Here is an 18026-nt window from a genome sequence, read left to right on the forward strand (position 1 = left end):
ACTTATTTCCGGTGGATCGAATCTTAGAATCGACGTAGCTCCGACGGCAATACCGTCACCGGACATCCGAGCCGCTGAGAGATCAAGACACCGAGGCGCACAACACCTCGCGCGGCGCCGTCCCGCCTGTCCCCGACGAGGTCACGGGCGAAGCCGGTCACCCCGACCGCCCCGGCGACACGGCCCTCCGCGTCGAAGCACGGTGCGGCGACACAGGAGATCTCGGCCTGCTCCTCTTCCTCCTCGGTGGCGTAGCCGTCCACACGCACCTTCTCCAGCAGTCCCTCGAATACCTCCGGGCTGGACTCCCGAGCCTGCGGCCCTTGCCCCGCCCGCAGATGCGGTAGCAGGACGGCGAGTTCATCGTCCGGCAGGTACGCGGCGATGGCCCGGCCCAGTGCGGTCAGGTCGAAGGGCGCGACCTTGCCCGGGTAGGTGTCGAACTGGATGAAGCCCGGGGTCGCGGCCTTGGCCACGTAGACCACCGAAGTGCCGTCGAGGACTCCGATGTGGACGGGCATGCCCAGCTCCTCGCCGAGCGCCCGCATCTCGGCGGTTGCGATCTGCGACAGGTCGACCTTGCGCACCAACTGGCAGGCCAGGCTGTAGAGGCGCAGCGTGGGGCGCCAGAAATGACTGCGCCCGACCACCCGGCGGGTGGCGTACCCGCGGTGTTCCAGCGTGTAGACGATGCTCGCGCACGTCGCCAGCGGTATCCGGGTCGCCTTCGCCAGCGCCGTCAGTGTGAGGCCTTCCTCGGCCATCACCAGCCGCTCGAGAACGGTCAGCGTGCGGTCCACCCCCGGGGACGCCGGGCGGTCCGCCTCACTGCCACCATCAGACATCAACCAGTCCTACCTCTCCGCTCGTTGGTTCCTGCTGGCGTTGGTGATAGCCCACCGGAACGTGACCTCGGACCCGGGGTCCGATAATCTGAGATTTCGATAATAGCTTCACTATGTCGAAATGTTGGGAAGCCCGTGAGCACTGACCAAGGGAAGCCGGAGACAACCATCTCCGGAGTCGTAGCCATCATCCGCCTCCGCGAGAACGAACCCGATGACGCCATCGCGACCGCCCTGCTGGACGGCGGTGTCGACATCATGGAGGTGACCCTGCCGACACCCGGGTCGCTCGACGCCATCCGCCGCTGGAGCACGCAGGCGGGCGTTGTTGTCGGCGCGGGAACCGTCCGCACAGCCTCCGACGCCCATGCGGCCATCATCGCGGGAGCCCGATTCCTGGTAACCCCCACGACCGCGACAGACGTCCTCGACGTAGCCGGTGCCGCGGGCGTACCGGTGGCGTGCGGCGCGCTCACCCCGACGGAGATCGACCTGGCCTGGCACCGGGGCGCCGCCGTGGTCAAGGTCTTTCCCGTCGCCGCCCTGGGCGGAGCCGGCTACCTGCGGGCCGTTCGGGAACCGCTCCACGACGTGCCCCTGCTGCCGACCGGGGGCGTGAGCCTCAAAAACATCAACTCGTACGCACAGCTAGGGTGCGTCGGCGCCGGCATCGGCAGCGCGCTTGTCTCGGCCGACCTTGTCGCGGATCGCCGCTGGGCCACGTTGACGGAACGCGCGGGCGCCTTCGCCTCGGCGTGGAAGGAAGGGCTGGTGCGCCGGAATGCCTGACGTCCTGACACTCGGCGAGATCATGGCCTGCCTGCGTGCCGACGGCCAGGTCAAACTCGGGGGGACCGCCCGGACGAGCATCGCGGGCGCCGAGGCCAACGTCGCCATCGGCCTGGCCCGGCTCGGGCACGACGTCGCGTTCGTCGGCGCTGTCGGGCCTGACCAGTTCGGTGAGCTCGCACGGCGTACGCTCCGGGCGGAGGGAGTGGGCGTACAGGCACTCCGGACCGACCCGGCGCCAACCGGGATCGTGGTTTTTGAACAGCGCGTCGCCGGAGTGACCCGCGTGGACTACCACCGGAACGGCTCGGCCGGCAGCAGGCTCTCCGCCGCCGATGTGGAGAACGCGTACGCGGCGCTGCCGGCTCCCCCGCGAATCCTGCACATCACCGGGATAACCCCGGCTCTCGGCGAGGGCCCGGCGCTGGCTGTACGCGCCGCGGTACGCCTGGCCAAGGCCGCCGGGGCGCGAGTCTGCCTGGACGTGAACCACCGCAGCCGCCTCTGGTCCGAGGACGTCGCCCGCCGGATGCTGACCGAGCTGTCCGCCGAGGCCGACATCATCGTCGCCTCCGAGGACGAGCTCGTGCTCGCCACGAGCGGCGACGCCGAGGCGAGCAGGGTGCGATCGCTGCTCGCCGGAGGGGCGAGCGAGGTTGTCGTCAAGCGCGGGGCGGCCGGCGCCACGGCGTTCACGGCCGACGGGGCGGTCAGCCACCCGGCCAGGCCGGTCACCGCCGTCGATACGATCGGCGCCGGCGACGCTTTTGTCGCCGGATACCTCTCCGGCACGGTGGACGGGCTGCCGCTGGTGGAACGCCTTGCGCGAGCGGTCACCACGGGGGCGTTCGCGGTCGCGGGCCACGGCGACTGGGAGGGACTGCCGACCCGCGCGGAACTGTCCATACTCGACCTTCCGGACGGAACAGCGGTCCGTTGACCTCCACCCGCCGCTGAGGCGGGACCACCTCGCGGCGCGGCAGTCTGGGCGGTTGCCTTGGCCGCCGTCGCCTCCTGGGCGAGTTCCATACCGCCCACCAGCGCGGGCGGATGATCGTTTCCGCACGTTACCCCTTGCCTTTCCTCGGGTGCCGATGCCACAGTGTTCAATCATCGATACTTCGGATATGTATTCGAAATATCGAAACTCCCCCTTGTTGCCACGTCCAAGGAGGCCGTACACGTGACAGGACCTTCCAGGCGCCAACTACTCCTGATGACCGGCGGAGCCGTCGCCGGAGGCGCATTGGCCACCGTCAACCCCCTATCCGCCCCCAGCGCGTACGCCGACACGGTCGTGCCGACGCCGCTGGCCGCGGGCGACCCCGAACCCAACATCGAACGCGCCAAGCGTTGGTGGCTCCCCCAGCGCAACGTGTGGACGCCGATCGGCTGGAAGGGGCACCTTTTCCGGTTCAACTGCGTCTACAACGGAGCCCTCATCTGCGACCCGAGCTGGGTCCTGGCCGCGAAGCCCAACACCGAGCAGTACCGCGGGAAGAACTTCCAGACGACCGTCGTGATGCCCATGCGCGGCGGGGGCTTCCGGGACTTTCCGACCTTCTCGCGCGAGATCTGGGACGCCGACCTCGGCTACGGCAAGCAGGGCTGGGTGGAAGACAGTGACACGCCCGTCCTGTGGACCGAGCATCGGCGCCACGAGGGTCTTGTCATCCGGCAGAGCGTGTTCGCCTACGTACCCGGCAACGGCCCCGTCCAGACGGCCGTCGAACCGATCTACGCGTGGACCCGCTTCGAGGTCGTCTACGTCGACCAGCGGACCGCGCCCAAGGACTTCATGTTCCAGCTGTGGCTCAGCGGCGCGTACATGAAGCCCCACGGCCCCTATCAGGACCAGAGCGGTGTACCGCTCACGGTGTTCCCCCAGGCCGCCCCGATCGCCGGCGGGCTGACGATGCAACGGGTGTGGAACCCGAGCGGCAAACCCATCACGGTGCCGATCACCGATGCGGGCGGCAACGTCCGGGTCATGGTCACCACCGCGGACCAGGGCTCGATCGCCATGACCCAGAACCCCAAGGTCAACGGCGTCTACGACCTACGGCTCGGCCTGCCCGTGACGGTCGGCGCCCATGTCGACGTGCTGATCCCGATGCTCCCCCAGCCGCTCGCCGCGGCCAAGGCCGAGGCGGCGACAGGTCGCGACGCGGCACTCGCCCAGTCCCAGCAGTTCTGGAAGGAGCGCGCGAACACCGTCGCCACGGTCGACACCCCGGAGAACTACGTCAACCAGGTGATGCGCCGCGGTCCGCAGCTCGCCCAGGTGGTCGCCGAGAAGAGCCCCGACACCGGTCTGTTCACCTTCCTGTCCGGCTCCTATGCGTACGACGTCCTGTGGAGCACGCCGACCTCCATGGTCAGCCACATGTTCCTGGACCGGCTCGGCTACCACGACGTCGTGGAGCAGCACATCGAGATCTATGCGGCCACCCAGGGGACACGGACCCCGCCCGGGGCCGTTTTCGCCGGCCGCTCCTATCCCGGCTACCTGTCCACCCCGAAGACGCTGCAGGCCATCGACTGGATGAGTGACCACGGCGCGATCCTGGAGATCCTGTCGGTGCACGCCCTGCTGACCAACCGCCAGGCGTTCATTGACAAATGGCTCAACGTCATCGTCAAGGCATGCGAATTCATCATGCAAGCCTGCTCACTCACCAACCACAACGGCGTCAAGGGGCTGATGCCCCCCGGGCACTCCACGGACGAGGGCGTCGAAACCCAGGGCTTCATCAGCCAGTGCTTCACGTACAAAGGATTCGCATCCGCCGTCGAACTCCTGCGGCGACTCGAGCACCCCCGGGCGGCGGAGTTCGCCGCGTTCGCCGGCACCTTCCGCGCCACCTTCGTCCAAGCCGTACGCGACCTGGCCGACCGATCGCAGAAGTGGACCGATGCCGAGGGCAGGCAGTGGCCGGTGTTCCGGCCGCAGTTCGCGGGCGAGGGTGTCTGGGACGCCTTCACGATGCTCGACACCGGCGCGCTGATGTCGGTCTGGGCCGGACTGATGCCGGCGTCCGACCCGTTGATGAAGTCGTTCGTCGAGTTCTTCCGCGTGGGGCCGAACCAGCGGCTGTTCGACCCGGCACACCACAACGCCTTGTACCCCGCCGTCCTCGACCACGAACAGTCCTCCAGCGAGCCCTGCTACAGCTGGAACATGTTCCACAGCTGGCAGCTGGGAGATCGGGCGCATTTCATCGAAGGTCTGTACGGCTTGCTCACCGGCGGCCTCTCGCAGGACACCTTCGTCTCCAGCGAGCACCGCAACGCGATCTACGGCAACCTTTTCTCCTACCCCATCATCACCTGGTCGCTCCTTCACTCGGTCATTGACGACAGCCTCGCCGCCGGCGAGCTGAAGCTGCTACGGCTCTGCCCGCTGGAGTGGCTCTCTACGGAGAAGCAGACCCGCTTCGAGAAGGTCGCGACCAGGTTCGGTCCGGTGACGCTGCGCATGCGGCTGAACAGCCGGCGCGACACCCTCGATGTGGAGTTCCAGGGCGATTGGCACCACAGACCCGAGCGCGTCGCGGTGTCGAGCCCGCCGCTGCCCGGCCTGAAATGGATCACCGTCAACGGACGGAAGTACCGCACCGGCCAAGAGGTTGTGCTCTGATGACGACATCAACTCGCGTGGCCACGCTGGGCACTGCCCTGACCCTCGCCGTTCTCACCGTTCTTGCCGGCACGCCGGCAGCGCAGGCGAGCCCGGGCGACAGCAAGCGTGACCACACCAAGATCGGCAAATCCACCAAAACCCCGAGCAAGATGAAGTCCAAGAAGTGGGACACGAGCGCCATCAGATCCAAGAGGGCCGCCACGAGTTCCGCCCGAGGCTCTGCCGCTGCCGCACCCATGTCGGCGACCGCCGATGTCACCGGCGACGGCCGCGCCGACCTGGTCGCCCAGCTCCCCAGCGTCGACGGCGGAGCGCTACGCGTATACGCCAACAACGGGGCGACCACGTCCAACCCGTGGCAGTCGACCTACGTGGCGACCTCCCCGCAGTGGGGGTACGCCGACATCCTGCTCCTCGCTGACGTCACCGGAGACGGCCGCGCCGACGTCATCGCGCGCGATCCCGCCACGAACAGCGGCACCCTGTGGATCTACCCCAACAACGGTTCGGCCTCGGCCAATCCCTGGCCGGAGCAGAACCGCTACGCGGCCGGCACCGGCTGGAACAGCGTCGACAGGATCCTGGTAGGCGACATCACGGGCGACAAGCGCCCCGACCTCCTGGCGCGAAACGGCTCGGTCGACGGCGGCACCCTGTACGTCTACCCGAACAACGGCTCGGTGACGTCGAATCCGTGGACCCAGGCGCCGATCTGGTCCGGCACCGGCTGGAACCTCGCTCAGGCGATCATGCTCGGCGACGCCACCGGCGACGGCCGACTCGACATCGTTGCCCGTGACAGCAACGGTGCCATCCTCGTCTACCCCCACAACGGCTCGACATCATCAAACTTCTGGACCTCGATCATCTACGGCAGTACGGGCGGATGGAGCAACTCCGGCCAGTTGACCCTGGCCGACGTCACCGGCGACGGGCGCCCGGATCTGATCGCGCGTGACACCACCGGCGCGCTGTGGGTCCACCCCTGGCTGAACTCCACGTCGGGCACCATGTGGTCCGCGACGACGCGTTTCTCGGCGGGCAGTGGCTTCGCGTACGCCGCCGAGGTCCTGACCGGCGACATCAACGGCGACGGCAAGCTTGAGCTGGTGACCAAGGTGGCCCGCGGTGGCGACCTCTGGCTCCTGCCGAACAACAAGGCTGCCACCGGCAATCCGTGGCCCTCCCGGATCAGCGCCGGGACCGACTGGGGCTTCGCCTCCCAGGTCTTCCTCGGCGACGTCAACGGCGACAGCCTCCTGGACCTGATCGCGTACGACAGGAGCGCCTCGAACGGCACCTTGTGGGTCTACCCGAACAACGGGTCGACCACTGGTCCACGGTGGACTTCGCGATACTTCGCCGGAACCGGCTGGAACATCTTCAACTACCTGATGGTCGGGGACGTCACCGGCGACGGCATCGCCGACATCGTCGGACGGTTCCCCAACGGCGACCTGTACGCGTACCCCGGTAACGGTTCCACCACCGCGTTCCCCTGGGATCCGCGCGTGTGGGTCGGCAGCAACTGGCAGACAGCCACCCGGCTCGCCCTGGGTGACGTGGACCACGACGGCATCGCCGACCTCATCGACCTGGAGAACGACGGATCGCTGTGGGTCTTCCCGACCGGCGCGTCGACCGATCCGATCGTGGTCCCCGGCAACTGGTCCGGAACACGGTGGCTCAACATCGGCTACGTGACCGGAAACCCGGGACCGGACCTCGTCGTGGGTGACGCCTCCGGCAGACTGTCGATCTACACCAACAACGGTGCGACCACCGGCAACCAGTGGTCCGGCACTGCCAGATCGGGCGGCGACGGCTACCAGGACGCGATCTCACTCGTGCTCTGACTCTAGTGACGCCTGCCGAAAGGACTCGGAGTTGACGAATCGTACGAAAGTAGGAATCCACACCGACCAGGCCCCGCCGCCGCGGGGGGCCTACTCCCAGGCGGTTGTCGTCGGAGACCTCGTCTGGACCGCGGGCTTCGGGCCGGTCGACCCGGTGACCCGGGCGATCGTCGGCGACGACGTCGCTGAGCAGACCCGTCAGACGCTCCGTAACGTCGCCGCCGCGCTGGAGGCCGCGGGTTCGGACCTGCAGGACGTCGTCAAGGTGACCGCCCACCTGGCGGACATCGACAATGACTGGGACGACTTCGACACGGCGTACCGCGAGTTCTTCGAGGAACCGCGTCCGGTCCGCACGACCGCCGGATCCAGCCTCGGCGGGATCCTCGTGGAGATCGACGTCGTCGCGGTCAAGGGCAGCCGCCGACGGCGCTGATCCTCACAGCCGATGCCAGATCCTCCAGGTGGACCTGGGTCGGAGTTAGGAGACTGAGCCCACCGGCGCGGGCGCCGGTGGGCTCAGTCACGGCACAGCACCGGCGCGTCAGCTGAGCCGGAACGGTAGCGGCGTGGCACCGAGGATGGAGACTTCGACCGCGGTGCGGACCTTCGTGGTGTAGCCGGCCTTGGACACGGTCAACGTGCAGACGCCGACAGGCGCGGTGATGCGATAGTAGCCCGCGGCGTCGGTCGTGCCGGTGCGCCCGCCGCCGGCGTCCACCGTGGCGCCGGAGATCGACCTCGCCCGGACCGCGGCCCACGACGACACCCAGGACCCGCAGGACATCGTCATCCCGTTCACCCTCGTCGTTCGCGAGAATACCGTCGCCTGAGCCGCGAAGCGAGGCCGCGGCGTGCCGGACCGTCTGCGGCCCGGCGCGCTGGACCGTAGCGACATCTGCGCCATTCCGAACCACTCGTCTGACCCGTGGAACTTGCCTCTTGCCCACCGGACCCGGCGATGCCATCCTTCAATGCACGAAACCACGAAGACATCTTCTGTATTTCGAAAGATACTTCGTGCATGTGTTGTGACCGATGGAGGCTTGGCATGGCTGAAGTGTCAAGAAGGCGGATTCTCCAACTCACGGGTGGTGCGGTGGCGGGGGGTGCGCTCACGCTCGCCGCTCCGAAAGCGCTCGTCTCCGAGGCCCACGCCGACACCTTCGAGTCCACCGCGTTGGGGCCAGGAAGTCCCGAGCCGAACGTCGAGCGTGCGAAACACTGGTGGCTCCCGCAGCGCAACGTGTGGACCCCGATCGGTTGGAAAGGCCACCTGTTCCGGTTCAACGCCGTCTACAACGGCACGCTGATCTGCGACCCGAGCTGGGTCCTCGCGGCCAAGCCGAACACGCAGCCCTACTTCGGGAGGAACTTCCAGCTCACAGTCGCCATGCCCAAGCGCGATGGTGGGTTTCCGGCATTCCCGACGTCGGTGCACGAGCTGTGGGACGACGATCTCGGGTTCCGCAAGCAGGGCTGGGACGAGAGCAACGATGCGCCGGTGCTGTGGACCGAGTACCGGCGTCAAGAGGGCCTGATCCTGCGGCAGACAGTGTTCGCGCACATCCCCGGGGGCGGCAACGTCCAGACGGCCGTTGAGCCCATCTATGCATGGGTCCGTTTCGAGGTTGTCTACGTCGATCCGATCAAGGCGCCCAGAGACTTCACGTTCCAGCTTTGGTTGAGCAAGGCGTACGTCAAGCCGCGCGGCCCGTACGAACAGGAGAACGGCGTTCCGCTGACAGTCCTGCCGGATGAGGCCCCGCTGACCGGCAACCTCACGATGCAACGTGCATGGAACCCGATCGGCCCGATGGCGGTCCCCATCACCGATGACAGCGGCAATGTACGACTGATGGTGACGAACGCCAATTTCGCGACCGGCAAGGGCTCGATCGCGCTGACGAAGAACGCCAAGCCCGGTGTCTACGACCTCCGGCTCGGGCTGCCCGTCCAGGTGGGGGCGTACATCGACGTACTGGTGCCGATGCTCCCACAGCCGCTTGCCAACGTGACGGCGGAAGCCGCGCCCGGACGCGAGGCGGTCCTCGCCCAATGCACTGCCTACTGGAAGCAGGTCGAGCCGTCGGCCGCGAAGGTGAAAACCCCGGAGAACTACGTCAACCAGGTCATCCGCCGTGGCCCGCAGCTGGCACAGATCGTCGCGGAGAAGAGTCCCGACACCGGGCTCTTCACGTTCCTGTCCGGCTCCTATGCGTACGACGTCCTGTGGAGCACACCGACCTCGATGGTCAGCCACATGTTCCTCGATCGGCTGGGCTATCACGACGTGGTCGAGAAGCACATCGAGATCTACAAGGTGACGCAGGGCACCCGGAAGCCACCGAGTTCGGTCTTCGCCCCCGGAACCTATCCGGGATATCTCTCGACACCGCAGACTCTTCAGGCCATCGACTGGATGAGCGACCACGGTGCCATCCTCGAGATCGTGGCCACCCACGCTCTCCTCACCAATCGCCGGGCCTTCATCGACAAGTGGATCGGCCCGATCGTGTTGGCATGCGACTTCATCGTCGAGGCGTGCGGAAAGACCAATCACAACGGGGTGAAGGGCATCATGCCTCCGGGCCACTCCACCGACGAAGGTGCCGAAACACAGGGCATCATCACCCAGTGCTTCACCTACAAGGGCCTACGGTCAGCGATCACCCTGTTGCAGCGGGAAGGCCATCCACGCGCGGCGGAGTTCGAGACGTTCGCCGGCAAGTTCAAGACAGCGTTCGGCTCAGCGATGCTCGGGCTCGCGGGCCGCTCCAAGAAGTGGACCGATAGGACCGGCGCACAGTGGCCGGTCTTCCCTCCGCAGTTCTCAGGCGTGGGCGTCTGGGACGACTTCACCATGTTGGACACCGGCGCCTTGATGTCGGTGTGGGCCGGGTTGATGCCTGCCTCAGACCCGCTGATGAAGTCGTTCGTCGAGTTCTTCCGCGTCGGCCCGAACACCAAGCTGTTCGACCCTGTCCACCACAACGCGCTCTACCGCGCGGTTCTGGACCACGAACAGTCGTCGAGCGAGCCCTGCTACAGCTGGAACATGTTCCACAACTGGGAGCTGGGAGATCGTGACCACTACCTCGAAGGGATGTATGGACTGCTTGTGGGGGGTCTCTCGCAGGACACCTACATCTCCAGCGAGCATCGTCACGCCATCTACGGCAACCTGTTCAGCTACCCGATCATCGTGTGGTCCGTCCTGCACTCGGTCATCGACGACTCGATCTCCGAAACCGAGCTGCACCTCCTGCGCATGTGCCCGAACGAGTGGCTGACCACCACGGCAACCGAATTCACCAACGTACCCACCAAGTTCGGTCAGGTCGACCTCACGTTCCAGCTCTCGGCCGACCGCAAGACGCTCAACATCACGTACGCCGGGAGATGGCACCACCAACCGAGCAACGTCGTCGTCCACAACGTCCCTGGATCGGGCGTTGAATTTATCGCCATCAACGGTGTAGCCCGCCCCGCTCAGAACACGATCGTCCTGTAATGCACGGCACAGGACCACGGCGTTGCACGGGCGCGCCGCGGACCACATGCGTACCGGCCCTGGAACAGATTTCATCGTGAACGGGAGCTAGCAATGGGTAAGACGCTTCTCACCCCGCCGTTGCCAGAGGTTGGGGCGGCCGCTCCATTCGTCGACGTGACCGGCGACGGCCGGCCCGACATGGTGATCCGCGAGGCGGACCGGCTTTATGTATATCCACACAACGGGTCCACAACCGCAAACCCTTGGACGTCCCGGTACGACACCGGAACCGTCGGGTGGAGCAATGCCAGCAAACTCCTGTTGGCCGACGTGACCGGCGACGGCCGCCCCGACATCGTCTCCGTGCGCACGGACACACCGGACCCCAGCTCGCTGTGGGTGTATCCGCACAACGGTGCCACCGGTACCGCAGCCGGTTGGAACGCTCCGTACTACACCGGGTTGTTCGGCTGGAACATCGCCAATTGGCTCGCGCTGGTGGACGTGACCGGCGATGGCCGCCCCGACATGGTTGCCCGCCTCGACGACGGCGGGCTGTGGATGTATCCGCACAACGGGCAGACCGGAACCGCCGCTTCGTGGATGGACCGGAAGCTGGCCGGCGTCACCTGGAGCGGGGCAACGGGACTGCTGATCGGTAACGTAACCGGTCGCGGGCGCCCCGACCTGGTGGTGCGTGAAAGCACCGGAGCTTTGACGGTCCATCCCGCCGGGGACTCGACCGGTCCCGTGCCGGCCCCCTTCAGCGCGGGTACGGGCTGGAACCTCGCGGACGTGATGCTGCTGGCCAATGTCACCGGTAGCGGCCGGCCCGACATTGTCGTACGCGACGCCAGCGGAAATCTCTGGGTCTACCCGCACAACGGGTCGGCCACCGCCAACCCGTGGACCACCCGGTTCGGCGCCGGTGGGGGCTGGAACGTTGCCACCGCCATGATGCTGTGACGACCGGACAGGATGCCTCGTCCCGTCCACCGGCAGTCTCCGAGTCTCGAAGTCGGCCTTGGCCTCGACCGGACTGCCGGTGGGCGGAGAGCTGCCCGTCGCCGACCTGGGCCGGTTCTGGACCGGGTTCAAAGCCGGCACTGCCGGTCGTCCCAAGCTGCGGCTGGACGGCGTACGGCACCTCACCGTCGAGGTGAGCGTGCCGATGATCGGTGGACCGACCGCTCGCACCGCCGGGCTTGACGGCTCCGGCGTGAAGGTCGCGGTCATTGACAGCGGTACCGACGCTACACATCCGGACCTCGCCGGCCGGGTGGTCGCTGAGCAGAACCAGCCGCGAAACCGCCTACCTGACCGTCTCCTTGCCCGCCACCGACGCCCACCCACCATGTCGGTGTAGTGCGGTTCGTCGCTGATCTCGGGGTACCAGTCGTCGACGTCCTTGGCGGTCAGCCAGCACTCGCCGACGACGGTAGCGCCACCGCCCCGCGACCGGAAGAGTTGGTGGCCGCTGTCTGCTTCGGGCACGTTCGGCACTGAGTCGTCGTGCGTAGTGGGCTCGACGGTCTCGGGCTTGGTGCCGACGTCGCCATTGTGACCAGCGCAGACGGTGGGCGAGGTCGCGGGTCGGCTGGATGATCAGGGGTGTTGATCAGGCGACGGATCTCGTTGACGGTCAGGTCGATCAGGTCGGTGACAGCGTCGGTGGGTCGGGTAGTGGCGTCGGCGGCGCAGATCGTCAGCACGGCGAGGGCGGCCATGGCCAGGGTGGTGAATCGGTGCCAGGAGTTCCAGCGGCGGACCTGTTGCTGGTCCGTGCGACACGAGGTCGCACAGTTCCGAGTGAACGCGCAGGTAGGAGGCCGTCTATGGCGGTTGCGTGATTCTGGGCGAGTGTTCGACGCCTGTCTCCGCCTCGACGTGCGTCTCGTCGCCAAACGGCGCGACGGCCGCTACCTGCCCGGCCGCCGCGCCGCCGCGCCTGGCGCGAACACCCTTTCGCCCAGCAGCAGCGGATCTGGTCCACGGGCTCAGTCGCTGCGGTGGCGCTGGTAGTGGCGGGCGACGCGGGCGCGGTTGCCGCACGAGGGTTTGCACCATGCCTGGCGTGGATCGCCCTGAAGGAAGTAGCGCACGCAGCGTGGGGCCGGGCAGGCGCGCAGCCGGGTGACGTCAGGCCCGGCGAGGAACCCCGTGGCGGCCTCGGCCAGCGCCGCGAGCAGGCGGCCTTCCGCGTTGGTCGCGGTGATCGGATAGATCAGGCGCGGCGCGCCGCCGGGCGGCCACTGCAGCGTCGGCGGTCCGAGGCCGGCGGCGGCGGCGTTCAGCCGGGCCAGCGCCGTTTCGACGTCGATGAGGTTCTTGGCGTCGGCCCGGCTCGGCTCCAGCGGGCGGACCGCCCGGGCGAACAGCGATCGGATCGCCGCGCGCAGCTCCGTCACCCGCTGGCGGAGTTCCTCGGTCGCGGCCGGCGGCTCGGCGCCGAGGTCTGGCGCCACGGCCAGCCAGTCAGACAAACCGGCGACGGTGTCGAGGTCGTCCGCCACGCCACCGTCACCGTCGTGGCGGATCGTGCTGACCAGGGAGAGCGAGAGATCCCAGTACCCCACACCGACCATACTAATGGAATGCCCTCTTGATTGCGTTTGAGCGCGAGGCTACGGTACCTATTGGCAGATCGCCTCGATCCCATTAGTCAACCGGGGGTAGTTCGTGCTTCTCCTCGCGCACATCAGCGACCTGCACCTCGACAGCTCCGAACGCAGCGTCGAACGGGCCGGTAAAGTCATGGACTACCTGCGCGGACTGCCGCGGCCCGTCGACGCGCTGCTCGTCACCGGCGACATCGCCGACCACGGCGACGAATCCGAGTACGGGGCCGCCGCCCGGCTCCTGTCCGCACCGTTCCCGGTCCTGACCTGCCCCGGCAACCACGACATCCGCGCCGCGTACCGCAAGGCGCTGACCGGTGAGCCCGCCGCCGACGGCCCGATCAACCGGCACCACCGGGTAGGTGGCCTGGCGGTCCTGATGTGCGACTCGACCATGCCCGGTCGCGACGAGGGACTCCTGGACGATGAGACCCTCGGATGGCTCGCCGGCACCCTCGACGAGCTCGGCGACACCCCGGCACTGATGGCGTTCCACCACCCGCCGGTACAGCTGCACCACCCGCTGCCCGACTCGATGCTGCTGCAACAGGAACTGGCGCTCGCGGCCCTGCTCGGTGCACACCCGAACGTGATCGCCATCCTCACCGGCCATGCGCACACGGCGGCGGCGGCAACCTTCGCCGGCCGGCCGTTGCTGGTGGCGCCGGGCGTGACCTGGACCCTGCGGCTGCCGTGGGAGAGCGACCACCTGGCGGATCTCGGCGCACCGCCCGGACTGGCGTTCCACGTCCTCGACGACGCGTGGAACCTTGTCACCCATTACCGCGTCGTGCTCTGATGCGCGCGCACGCCGTCGCCGGCTTCCTGGTGGCGATCCTGCCCCTGATCGCCATGCCCGGGGGCGAGCCTGACGCTGCTCACCCAGCGGGTCGCCCGCGACGGCGCGCGGCACGCGGCGCCCGTGATCCTCGGCACCGTCACCGGCCTGTACGTCCATGCCGCCCTCGCCGCCATCGGGCTGTCCGCGCTGGTGATGCGCTCCAGTGAGGTGTTCGCCGCGGTACGCCTCGCCGGCGCCGCCTACCTGATCGGGCTCGGCATCGTGACATGGCGGACCAGACCGGCCGCCACCGCCACCGGTGCACCACTACCGGCGCGGCGCCCGGCCTACCTGCAAGCGTTACTCGGCAACGTGCTCAACCCGAAGGCCGCGGCGATCTTTCTGACCCTGGTACCGCAGTTCCTCGACCCCGACGCAGCCCTCCCCCCGCAGATCCTCGTCCTTGCGACCGCCCAGGCCGCCCTGATCACCGTGTGGCTGCTCGGCTGGGCCGTGCTGATCAGCCGGGCCCGCCGGTCGCTGCGCTCCCCCACCGCGGGCACGATCGTCCAGCGGATCGCCGGCGCGGTGCTCGTCGCCCTCGGCATCCGGGCCGCGGTGGCGTGAGCCCGCAACCCCGGGGCGGTTGCCGGGCCGGCCGGGCGGCCCACGGCGTCGCGCACGGTCGCGGTCGGACGCCGCCGGCGCGCGGGTCGCTCACCCGATATGCCAGCACCCAGTCGTCGCCGGGCAGTCCCTCGGCGTACCGCGGCCGCTTCGAACCGACGCTCAGCGCTTGCGCCCGCAGGCCACCGCCCAGGCCGATCTCGGCGCCGGGCTCGATGACCGCAGCGCAGGGCGGTGTACTGCGCCAGGATCGGCCGCACCGGGAAGGGGCCGCCCGCCGCCTGGTCACCACCGCGCAAGCCGGCGACCAGATGATGTTCACGCGTTGCCGGTCGCGCTACATACTCGTGTGCATCGATATTCTAAGGGCGCCGGTTCCGGCGCGTGACGAGCGTCGATCCACGAGAGGGAAGCGTTGGAACACCTGTCATCGCCGTCCGGCGGCCGGTCCGCCGGGCGTCGTCGTAGCGCGCCATGGGTCGTGGCCGTGCTGGCCGCGCTCGGCGTCCTGCTACCCGCGACCGCGGCCTTCGCCGACAACCTGCCCAATCTGCCGCAGAACGCGGGAGGGTACGAGCAGTCGTTCTCCCCCGCCTACGACTACGACACCGACGGCTGCTACCCCGTCGCGGCCATCAGCCCCGACGGCACGCTCAACCCAGGGCTCAACCCCACCGGGGCCCTCAACGGCAACTGCCGGGACCAGTCCGACCTGGACCGGACGCAGACGTACGCCCGGTCCAGGTGCAACAACGGCTGGTGCGCGATCGTCTACGCCAGCTACTTCGAGAAGGACCAGGCCCTGCCGGGCATCAGCCTCGGCGGCCACCGCCACGACTGGGAGCACGTCATCTCCTGGGTCAACCAGGCGAGCAACCAGGTCGAGTACGTGACCACGACGCAGCACAGCAGCCAGGTGACGTACCCGCGCTCGCAGGTGCGCTTCGACGGAACCCACCCCAAGACCGTCTACCACAAGGACGGCGCGTCGACCCACTTCTTCCGCCTCGCCAACACCAACGACGAGCCGCCGGAGAACCACTACCACAACTGGCGCTACCCGCCGCTGGTGGACTGGAGCGGCTGGCCCAGCACGGCGCTGCGCGACCGGCTGATGACCGCCGACTTCGGGGCGGCCACGATCAAGATCAGTGACGGCCGGTTCGAGTCGCTGCTCACCGCATCCAAGCCCGCCGGGATCGCGTTCAACCCGCAGGGCTGAGCGACGCGACGGCCGGAGGACCGCCCTTCACCGGCGATCCCCGGCCGTCGCGCTCGCGCCGCCATGGACGATCTCGGTCTGCCAGTGCTCGCGCGGCTGGGTGTGCAGCCACCAGAGGTGCCCGGCGATGCCGTCCGGGTCGAACGGCGCGCCCGGGGCCACCGGGCCGGCGACGGTCACCGTCGCCACGTGCACGCCGGACGCGCGGTACCGCGTGTCCAGCAGCGTCGCCAGCGACCGCAGGGCCGCCTTGCCCAGCGACAGCGACACGTACTGCGGCTTCGGCTGCGACATCCCGTCGGTGGCGACGAACGTGCCGGCGCCACCGGCGCGCCATGGCGGGCTGCTCGATCGGACGACGCCTACCTACCGTTCGACCTCGTGATCCGCGATCCGCTGCTGGTGATGTCGGCCAGCAGCACCGGTGCGGGGTCGCCGCGCAGATCGAGTGCGAGCTGTTCGATCAGATCATGTCGACGATATGGCGATCCTATTAATCTATCTATCTGATCTTTTCAATAGGTTGAAATGGCGTCAATATCCTAGTAGACAGATGGGAAAGATATGTTTGGGGGAGACGTGGACCGTCGTCAGCTGTTGAGCGGGGCCGGGCTGGCCGGTCTCGCCGTGGTCCTAAAGGCGTGCGGCGTCGCGAGCGACCCCGCCGCCGAGCCGGGCGCGGCGAGCGGGGCGCCGAAGCGTGGCGGGGTCCTGCGGGCCGGCTCGCCGCCGCCGCCGACCGCCGTGGACCCGGTGACCATGTATGACGGCACCGCGATCGCGATCGTCCAGCTCGTCGCGGAGTATCTCATCTGGCTCGACCAGGACTTCAAGCTCGTCCCCCGCCTCGCCGAGAGCTGGCAGCCGGCCGACGGCGGCAAGCGGTGGACCTTCAAGCTGCGCCCGGGCGTCACCTTCTCCGACGGCACCCCGCTGGACGCCGAGACGGTCAAGGCCTCCTTCGACCGCCTCCTCGACCCGGCGAGCAAGTCCGCCGCGCTGTCCGCCTTCGCGACTGTGCTCAAGGCCGGCGGCGTGCGGGTGGCCACCCCCGACAGCGTCGAGTTCACGCTCGAGCGGCCGTTCTCCGACTTCCCCTACCTCGTCTCGGCCGGCAACTACAACGCCCTCATCCTCAAGCGCGACTACGCCGGCGACTTCACCAAGGCCGCCGTCGGCACCGGCCCCTTCGTGCTCAAGTCCTACAACGCCTCCACCGGGGCGGTCTTCGCCCGCAACGAGAAGTACTGGGACGCCGGGCGGCCCTACCTCGACGGCGTCGAGATCAAGTTTTACGCCGACGACCAGGCCGACCTGCTGGCCCTGCAGGGCGGCGACATCGACGCCCAGATCCTCAGCCGGCCCGACCTGGCCAAGCCCCTCGCCGGCACCGGCGCCATCGCCGCCGACACCGTCAAGGGCACCGGCGTCACCGTCCTGACCCTGCGCACCGACCAGGCCCCGTTCGACCGCAAGGAGGTCCGCCAGGCCGTCGCCTACGGCCTGGGCCGCCCGGCCATCCTCGACTCGATCGGCAGCGGCGTCGGCGACCTGGGCAACGACCACCTCATCGCGCCGCTCTTCCCGGCCGCGCCGGCCGACCTGCCGCAGCGCGCCCTGGACCGGGCCAAGGTCGCCGAGCTGCTCAAAACCGCCGGCCTGACCGAGCTGAGGTTCACCCTGACCTTCGAGCCGCCGGCCAAGGACTACGCGGTCACCATCCAGAACCAGCTCCAGCAGGTCGGCATCACCGTCGAGCTCGACCAGCGCTCGTCCAAGGACTTCTACGGCGGCGACCAGAGCAAGGACACGCCGTGGCTGAACACCGCGGCCAACCTGGTCGGCTGGGCCGGGCGCGCGGTGCCCAGCCAGCTCGTCATCCCGATGGTCAAGTCCGGCGGGACGTGGAACGGCTCCAAGTACGCCAACCCGGCCCTCGACGCCGCCGCCGACGCCTACGACACCGCGGCCACCGACGCCGACCGCAAGGCCGCCGCCGCGACGGTCGCGAAGATCCTGCACGAGGACGTGCCGGTCATCATCGCCTACTGGTCCGGGGCGGTGCGGGCCTACAACCCGCGCAAGTTCCGGGGCGTGCGGGCCCACCCGGCGCAGTACGTCGACTTCAGCACGGTGTCGAAGGCCTGAG

The 18026-nt window shown here is 68.3% G+C and carries 16 protein-coding genes; 12 read left to right on the plus strand and 4 right to left on the minus strand.

The window, feature by feature from the left end; all coding sequences use genetic code 11:
* Positions 1–23 precede the first annotated feature (23 nt).
* Entirely contained in the window at positions 24–845 is an 822-nt protein-coding gene (locus Dfulv_RS35860; protein ID WP_259858269.1) for an IclR family transcriptional regulator, read from the minus strand.
* A gap of 135 nt (positions 846–980) precedes the next feature.
* Between Dfulv_RS35860 and Dfulv_RS35865 the strand changes: the two genes are divergently transcribed.
* The 5 genes from Dfulv_RS35865 to Dfulv_RS35885 all read left to right on the plus strand — a co-directional run bounded on the left by Dfulv_RS35865 (position 981) and on the right by Dfulv_RS35885 (position 7569).
* A complete protein-coding gene (locus Dfulv_RS35865; protein WP_259858270.1) occupies positions 981–1634 on the plus strand; it encodes a bifunctional 4-hydroxy-2-oxoglutarate aldolase/2-dehydro-3-deoxy-phosphogluconate aldolase in 654 nt (217 codons plus the stop codon).
* A complete protein-coding gene (locus Dfulv_RS35870; RefSeq protein WP_259858271.1) occupies positions 1627–2574 on the plus strand; it encodes a sugar kinase in 948 nt (315 codons plus the stop codon). The genes Dfulv_RS35865 and Dfulv_RS35870 overlap by 8 nt, the downstream gene beginning before the upstream one ends.
* A gap of 276 nt (positions 2575–2850) precedes the next feature.
* A complete protein-coding gene (locus tag Dfulv_RS35875) occupies positions 2851–5274 on the plus strand; it encodes a hypothetical protein (protein ID WP_259858272.1) in 2424 nt (807 codons plus the stop codon).
* Positions 5274–7133, plus strand: coding sequence for a VCBS repeat-containing protein (locus Dfulv_RS35880; protein ID WP_259858273.1), 1860 nt, complete (start codon positions 5274–5276; stop codon positions 7131–7133). The genes Dfulv_RS35875 and Dfulv_RS35880 overlap by 1 nt, the downstream gene beginning before the upstream one ends.
* A gap of 31 nt (positions 7134–7164) precedes the next feature.
* A complete protein-coding gene (locus tag Dfulv_RS35885; RefSeq protein ID WP_259858274.1) occupies positions 7165–7569 on the plus strand; it encodes a RidA family protein in 405 nt (134 codons plus the stop codon).
* 108 nt (positions 7570–7677) lie between these two features.
* Here Dfulv_RS35885 and Dfulv_RS35890 read toward each other — a convergent pair whose 3' ends face one another.
* Complete coding sequence (locus tag Dfulv_RS35890; protein ID WP_259858275.1) at positions 7678–7926, minus strand: carboxypeptidase-like regulatory domain-containing protein; 249 nt, start codon at positions 7924–7926, stop codon at positions 7678–7680.
* Positions 7927–8184: 258 nt separating this feature from the next.
* On the opposite strand from Dfulv_RS35890, the gene Dfulv_RS35895 reads away from it, so the two are divergent.
* The 3 genes from Dfulv_RS35895 (at position 8185) to Dfulv_RS35905 (ending at position 11995) form a co-directional block, all read left to right on the plus strand.
* Positions 8185–10647 carry a hypothetical protein gene (locus Dfulv_RS35895; RefSeq protein WP_259858276.1) on the plus strand — a complete coding sequence of 821 codons (2463 nt, stop codon included), beginning with the start codon at positions 8185–8187 and terminating at the stop codon, positions 10645–10647.
* 156 nt (positions 10648–10803) lie between these two features.
* Positions 10804–11595 (plus strand): FG-GAP repeat domain-containing protein, encoded by a 792-nt coding sequence (locus Dfulv_RS35900; RefSeq protein WP_259858277.1) that lies wholly within the window; start codon positions 10804–10806, stop codon positions 11593–11595.
* A gap of 58 nt (positions 11596–11653) precedes the next feature.
* Complete coding sequence (locus Dfulv_RS35905; RefSeq protein WP_259858278.1) at positions 11654–11995, plus strand: hypothetical protein; 342 nt, start codon at positions 11654–11656, stop codon at positions 11993–11995.
* Between the two features lie 631 nt (positions 11996–12626).
* On the opposite strand, the gene Dfulv_RS35910 is transcribed toward Dfulv_RS35905, so the two are convergent.
* Positions 12627–13205 (minus strand): CGNR zinc finger domain-containing protein, encoded by a 579-nt coding sequence (locus tag Dfulv_RS35910; protein WP_259858279.1) that lies wholly within the window; start codon positions 13203–13205, stop codon positions 12627–12629.
* Positions 13206–13308: 103 nt separating this feature from the next.
* Between Dfulv_RS35910 and Dfulv_RS35915 the strand changes: the two genes are divergently transcribed.
* The 3 genes from Dfulv_RS35915 (at position 13309) to Dfulv_RS35925 (ending at position 15877) form a co-directional block, all read left to right on the plus strand.
* A complete protein-coding gene (locus tag Dfulv_RS35915; protein ID WP_259858281.1) occupies positions 13309–14046 on the plus strand; it encodes a metallophosphoesterase in 738 nt (245 codons plus the stop codon).
* Positions 14047–14121: 75 nt separating this feature from the next.
* Entirely contained in the window at positions 14122–14655 is a 534-nt protein-coding gene (locus Dfulv_RS35920) for a LysE family translocator (protein ID WP_259868612.1), read from the plus strand.
* 481 nt (positions 14656–15136) lie between these two features.
* The gene (locus tag Dfulv_RS35925) at positions 15137–15877 is read left to right on the plus strand and encodes an NPP1 family protein (RefSeq protein ID WP_259858282.1); all 741 of its coding nucleotides are present in this window, start codon (positions 15137–15139) and stop codon (positions 15875–15877) included.
* 27 nt (positions 15878–15904) lie between these two features.
* Here the strand turns inward: Dfulv_RS35925 and Dfulv_RS35930 are convergent, their stop codons facing one another.
* The gene (locus tag Dfulv_RS35930; RefSeq protein WP_259858283.1) at positions 15905–16171 is read right to left on the minus strand and encodes a Rossmann-fold NAD(P)-binding domain-containing protein; all 267 of its coding nucleotides are present in this window, start codon (positions 16169–16171) and stop codon (positions 15905–15907) included.
* Positions 16172–16456: 285 nt separating this feature from the next.
* Between Dfulv_RS35930 and Dfulv_RS35935 the strand changes: the two genes are divergently transcribed.
* Positions 16457–18025, plus strand: coding sequence for an ABC transporter substrate-binding protein (locus tag Dfulv_RS35935; RefSeq protein ID WP_259858284.1), 1569 nt, complete (start codon positions 16457–16459; stop codon positions 18023–18025).
* Position 18026 lies beyond the last annotated feature (1 nt).

The organism is Dactylosporangium fulvum (assembly GCF_025137375.1).
Taxonomy (GTDB): Bacteria; Actinomycetota; Actinomycetes; order Mycobacteriales; family Micromonosporaceae; genus Dactylosporangium; species Dactylosporangium fulvum.

Bases quoted from the DNA above. Each gene is read 5' to 3' on its own strand.
- Dfulv_RS35860 (WP_259858269.1), bottom strand. From the start codon at position 845: ATGTCTGATGGTGGCAGTGAGGCGGACCGCCCGGCGTCCCCGGGGGTG.
- Dfulv_RS35870 (WP_259858271.1), top strand. From the start codon at position 1,627: ATGCCTGACGTCCTGACACTCGGCGAGATCATGGCCTGCCTGCGTGCC.
- Dfulv_RS35875 (WP_259858272.1), top strand. From the start codon at position 2,851: ATGACCGGCGGAGCCGTCGCCGGAGGCGCATTGGCCACCGTCAACCCC.
- Dfulv_RS35880 (WP_259858273.1), top strand. From the start codon at position 5,274: ATGACGACATCAACTCGCGTGGCCACGCTGGGCACTGCCCTGACCCTC.
- Dfulv_RS35890 (WP_259858275.1), bottom strand. From the start codon at position 7,926: ATGACGATGTCCTGCGGGTCCTGGGTGTCGTCGTGGGCCGCGGTCCGG.
- Dfulv_RS35895 (WP_259858276.1), top strand. From the start codon at position 8,185: ATGGCTGAAGTGTCAAGAAGGCGGATTCTCCAACTCACGGGTGGTGCG.
- Dfulv_RS35930 (WP_259858283.1), bottom strand. From the start codon at position 16,171: ATGTCGCAGCCGAAGCCGCAGTACGTGTCGCTGTCGCTGGGCAAGGCG.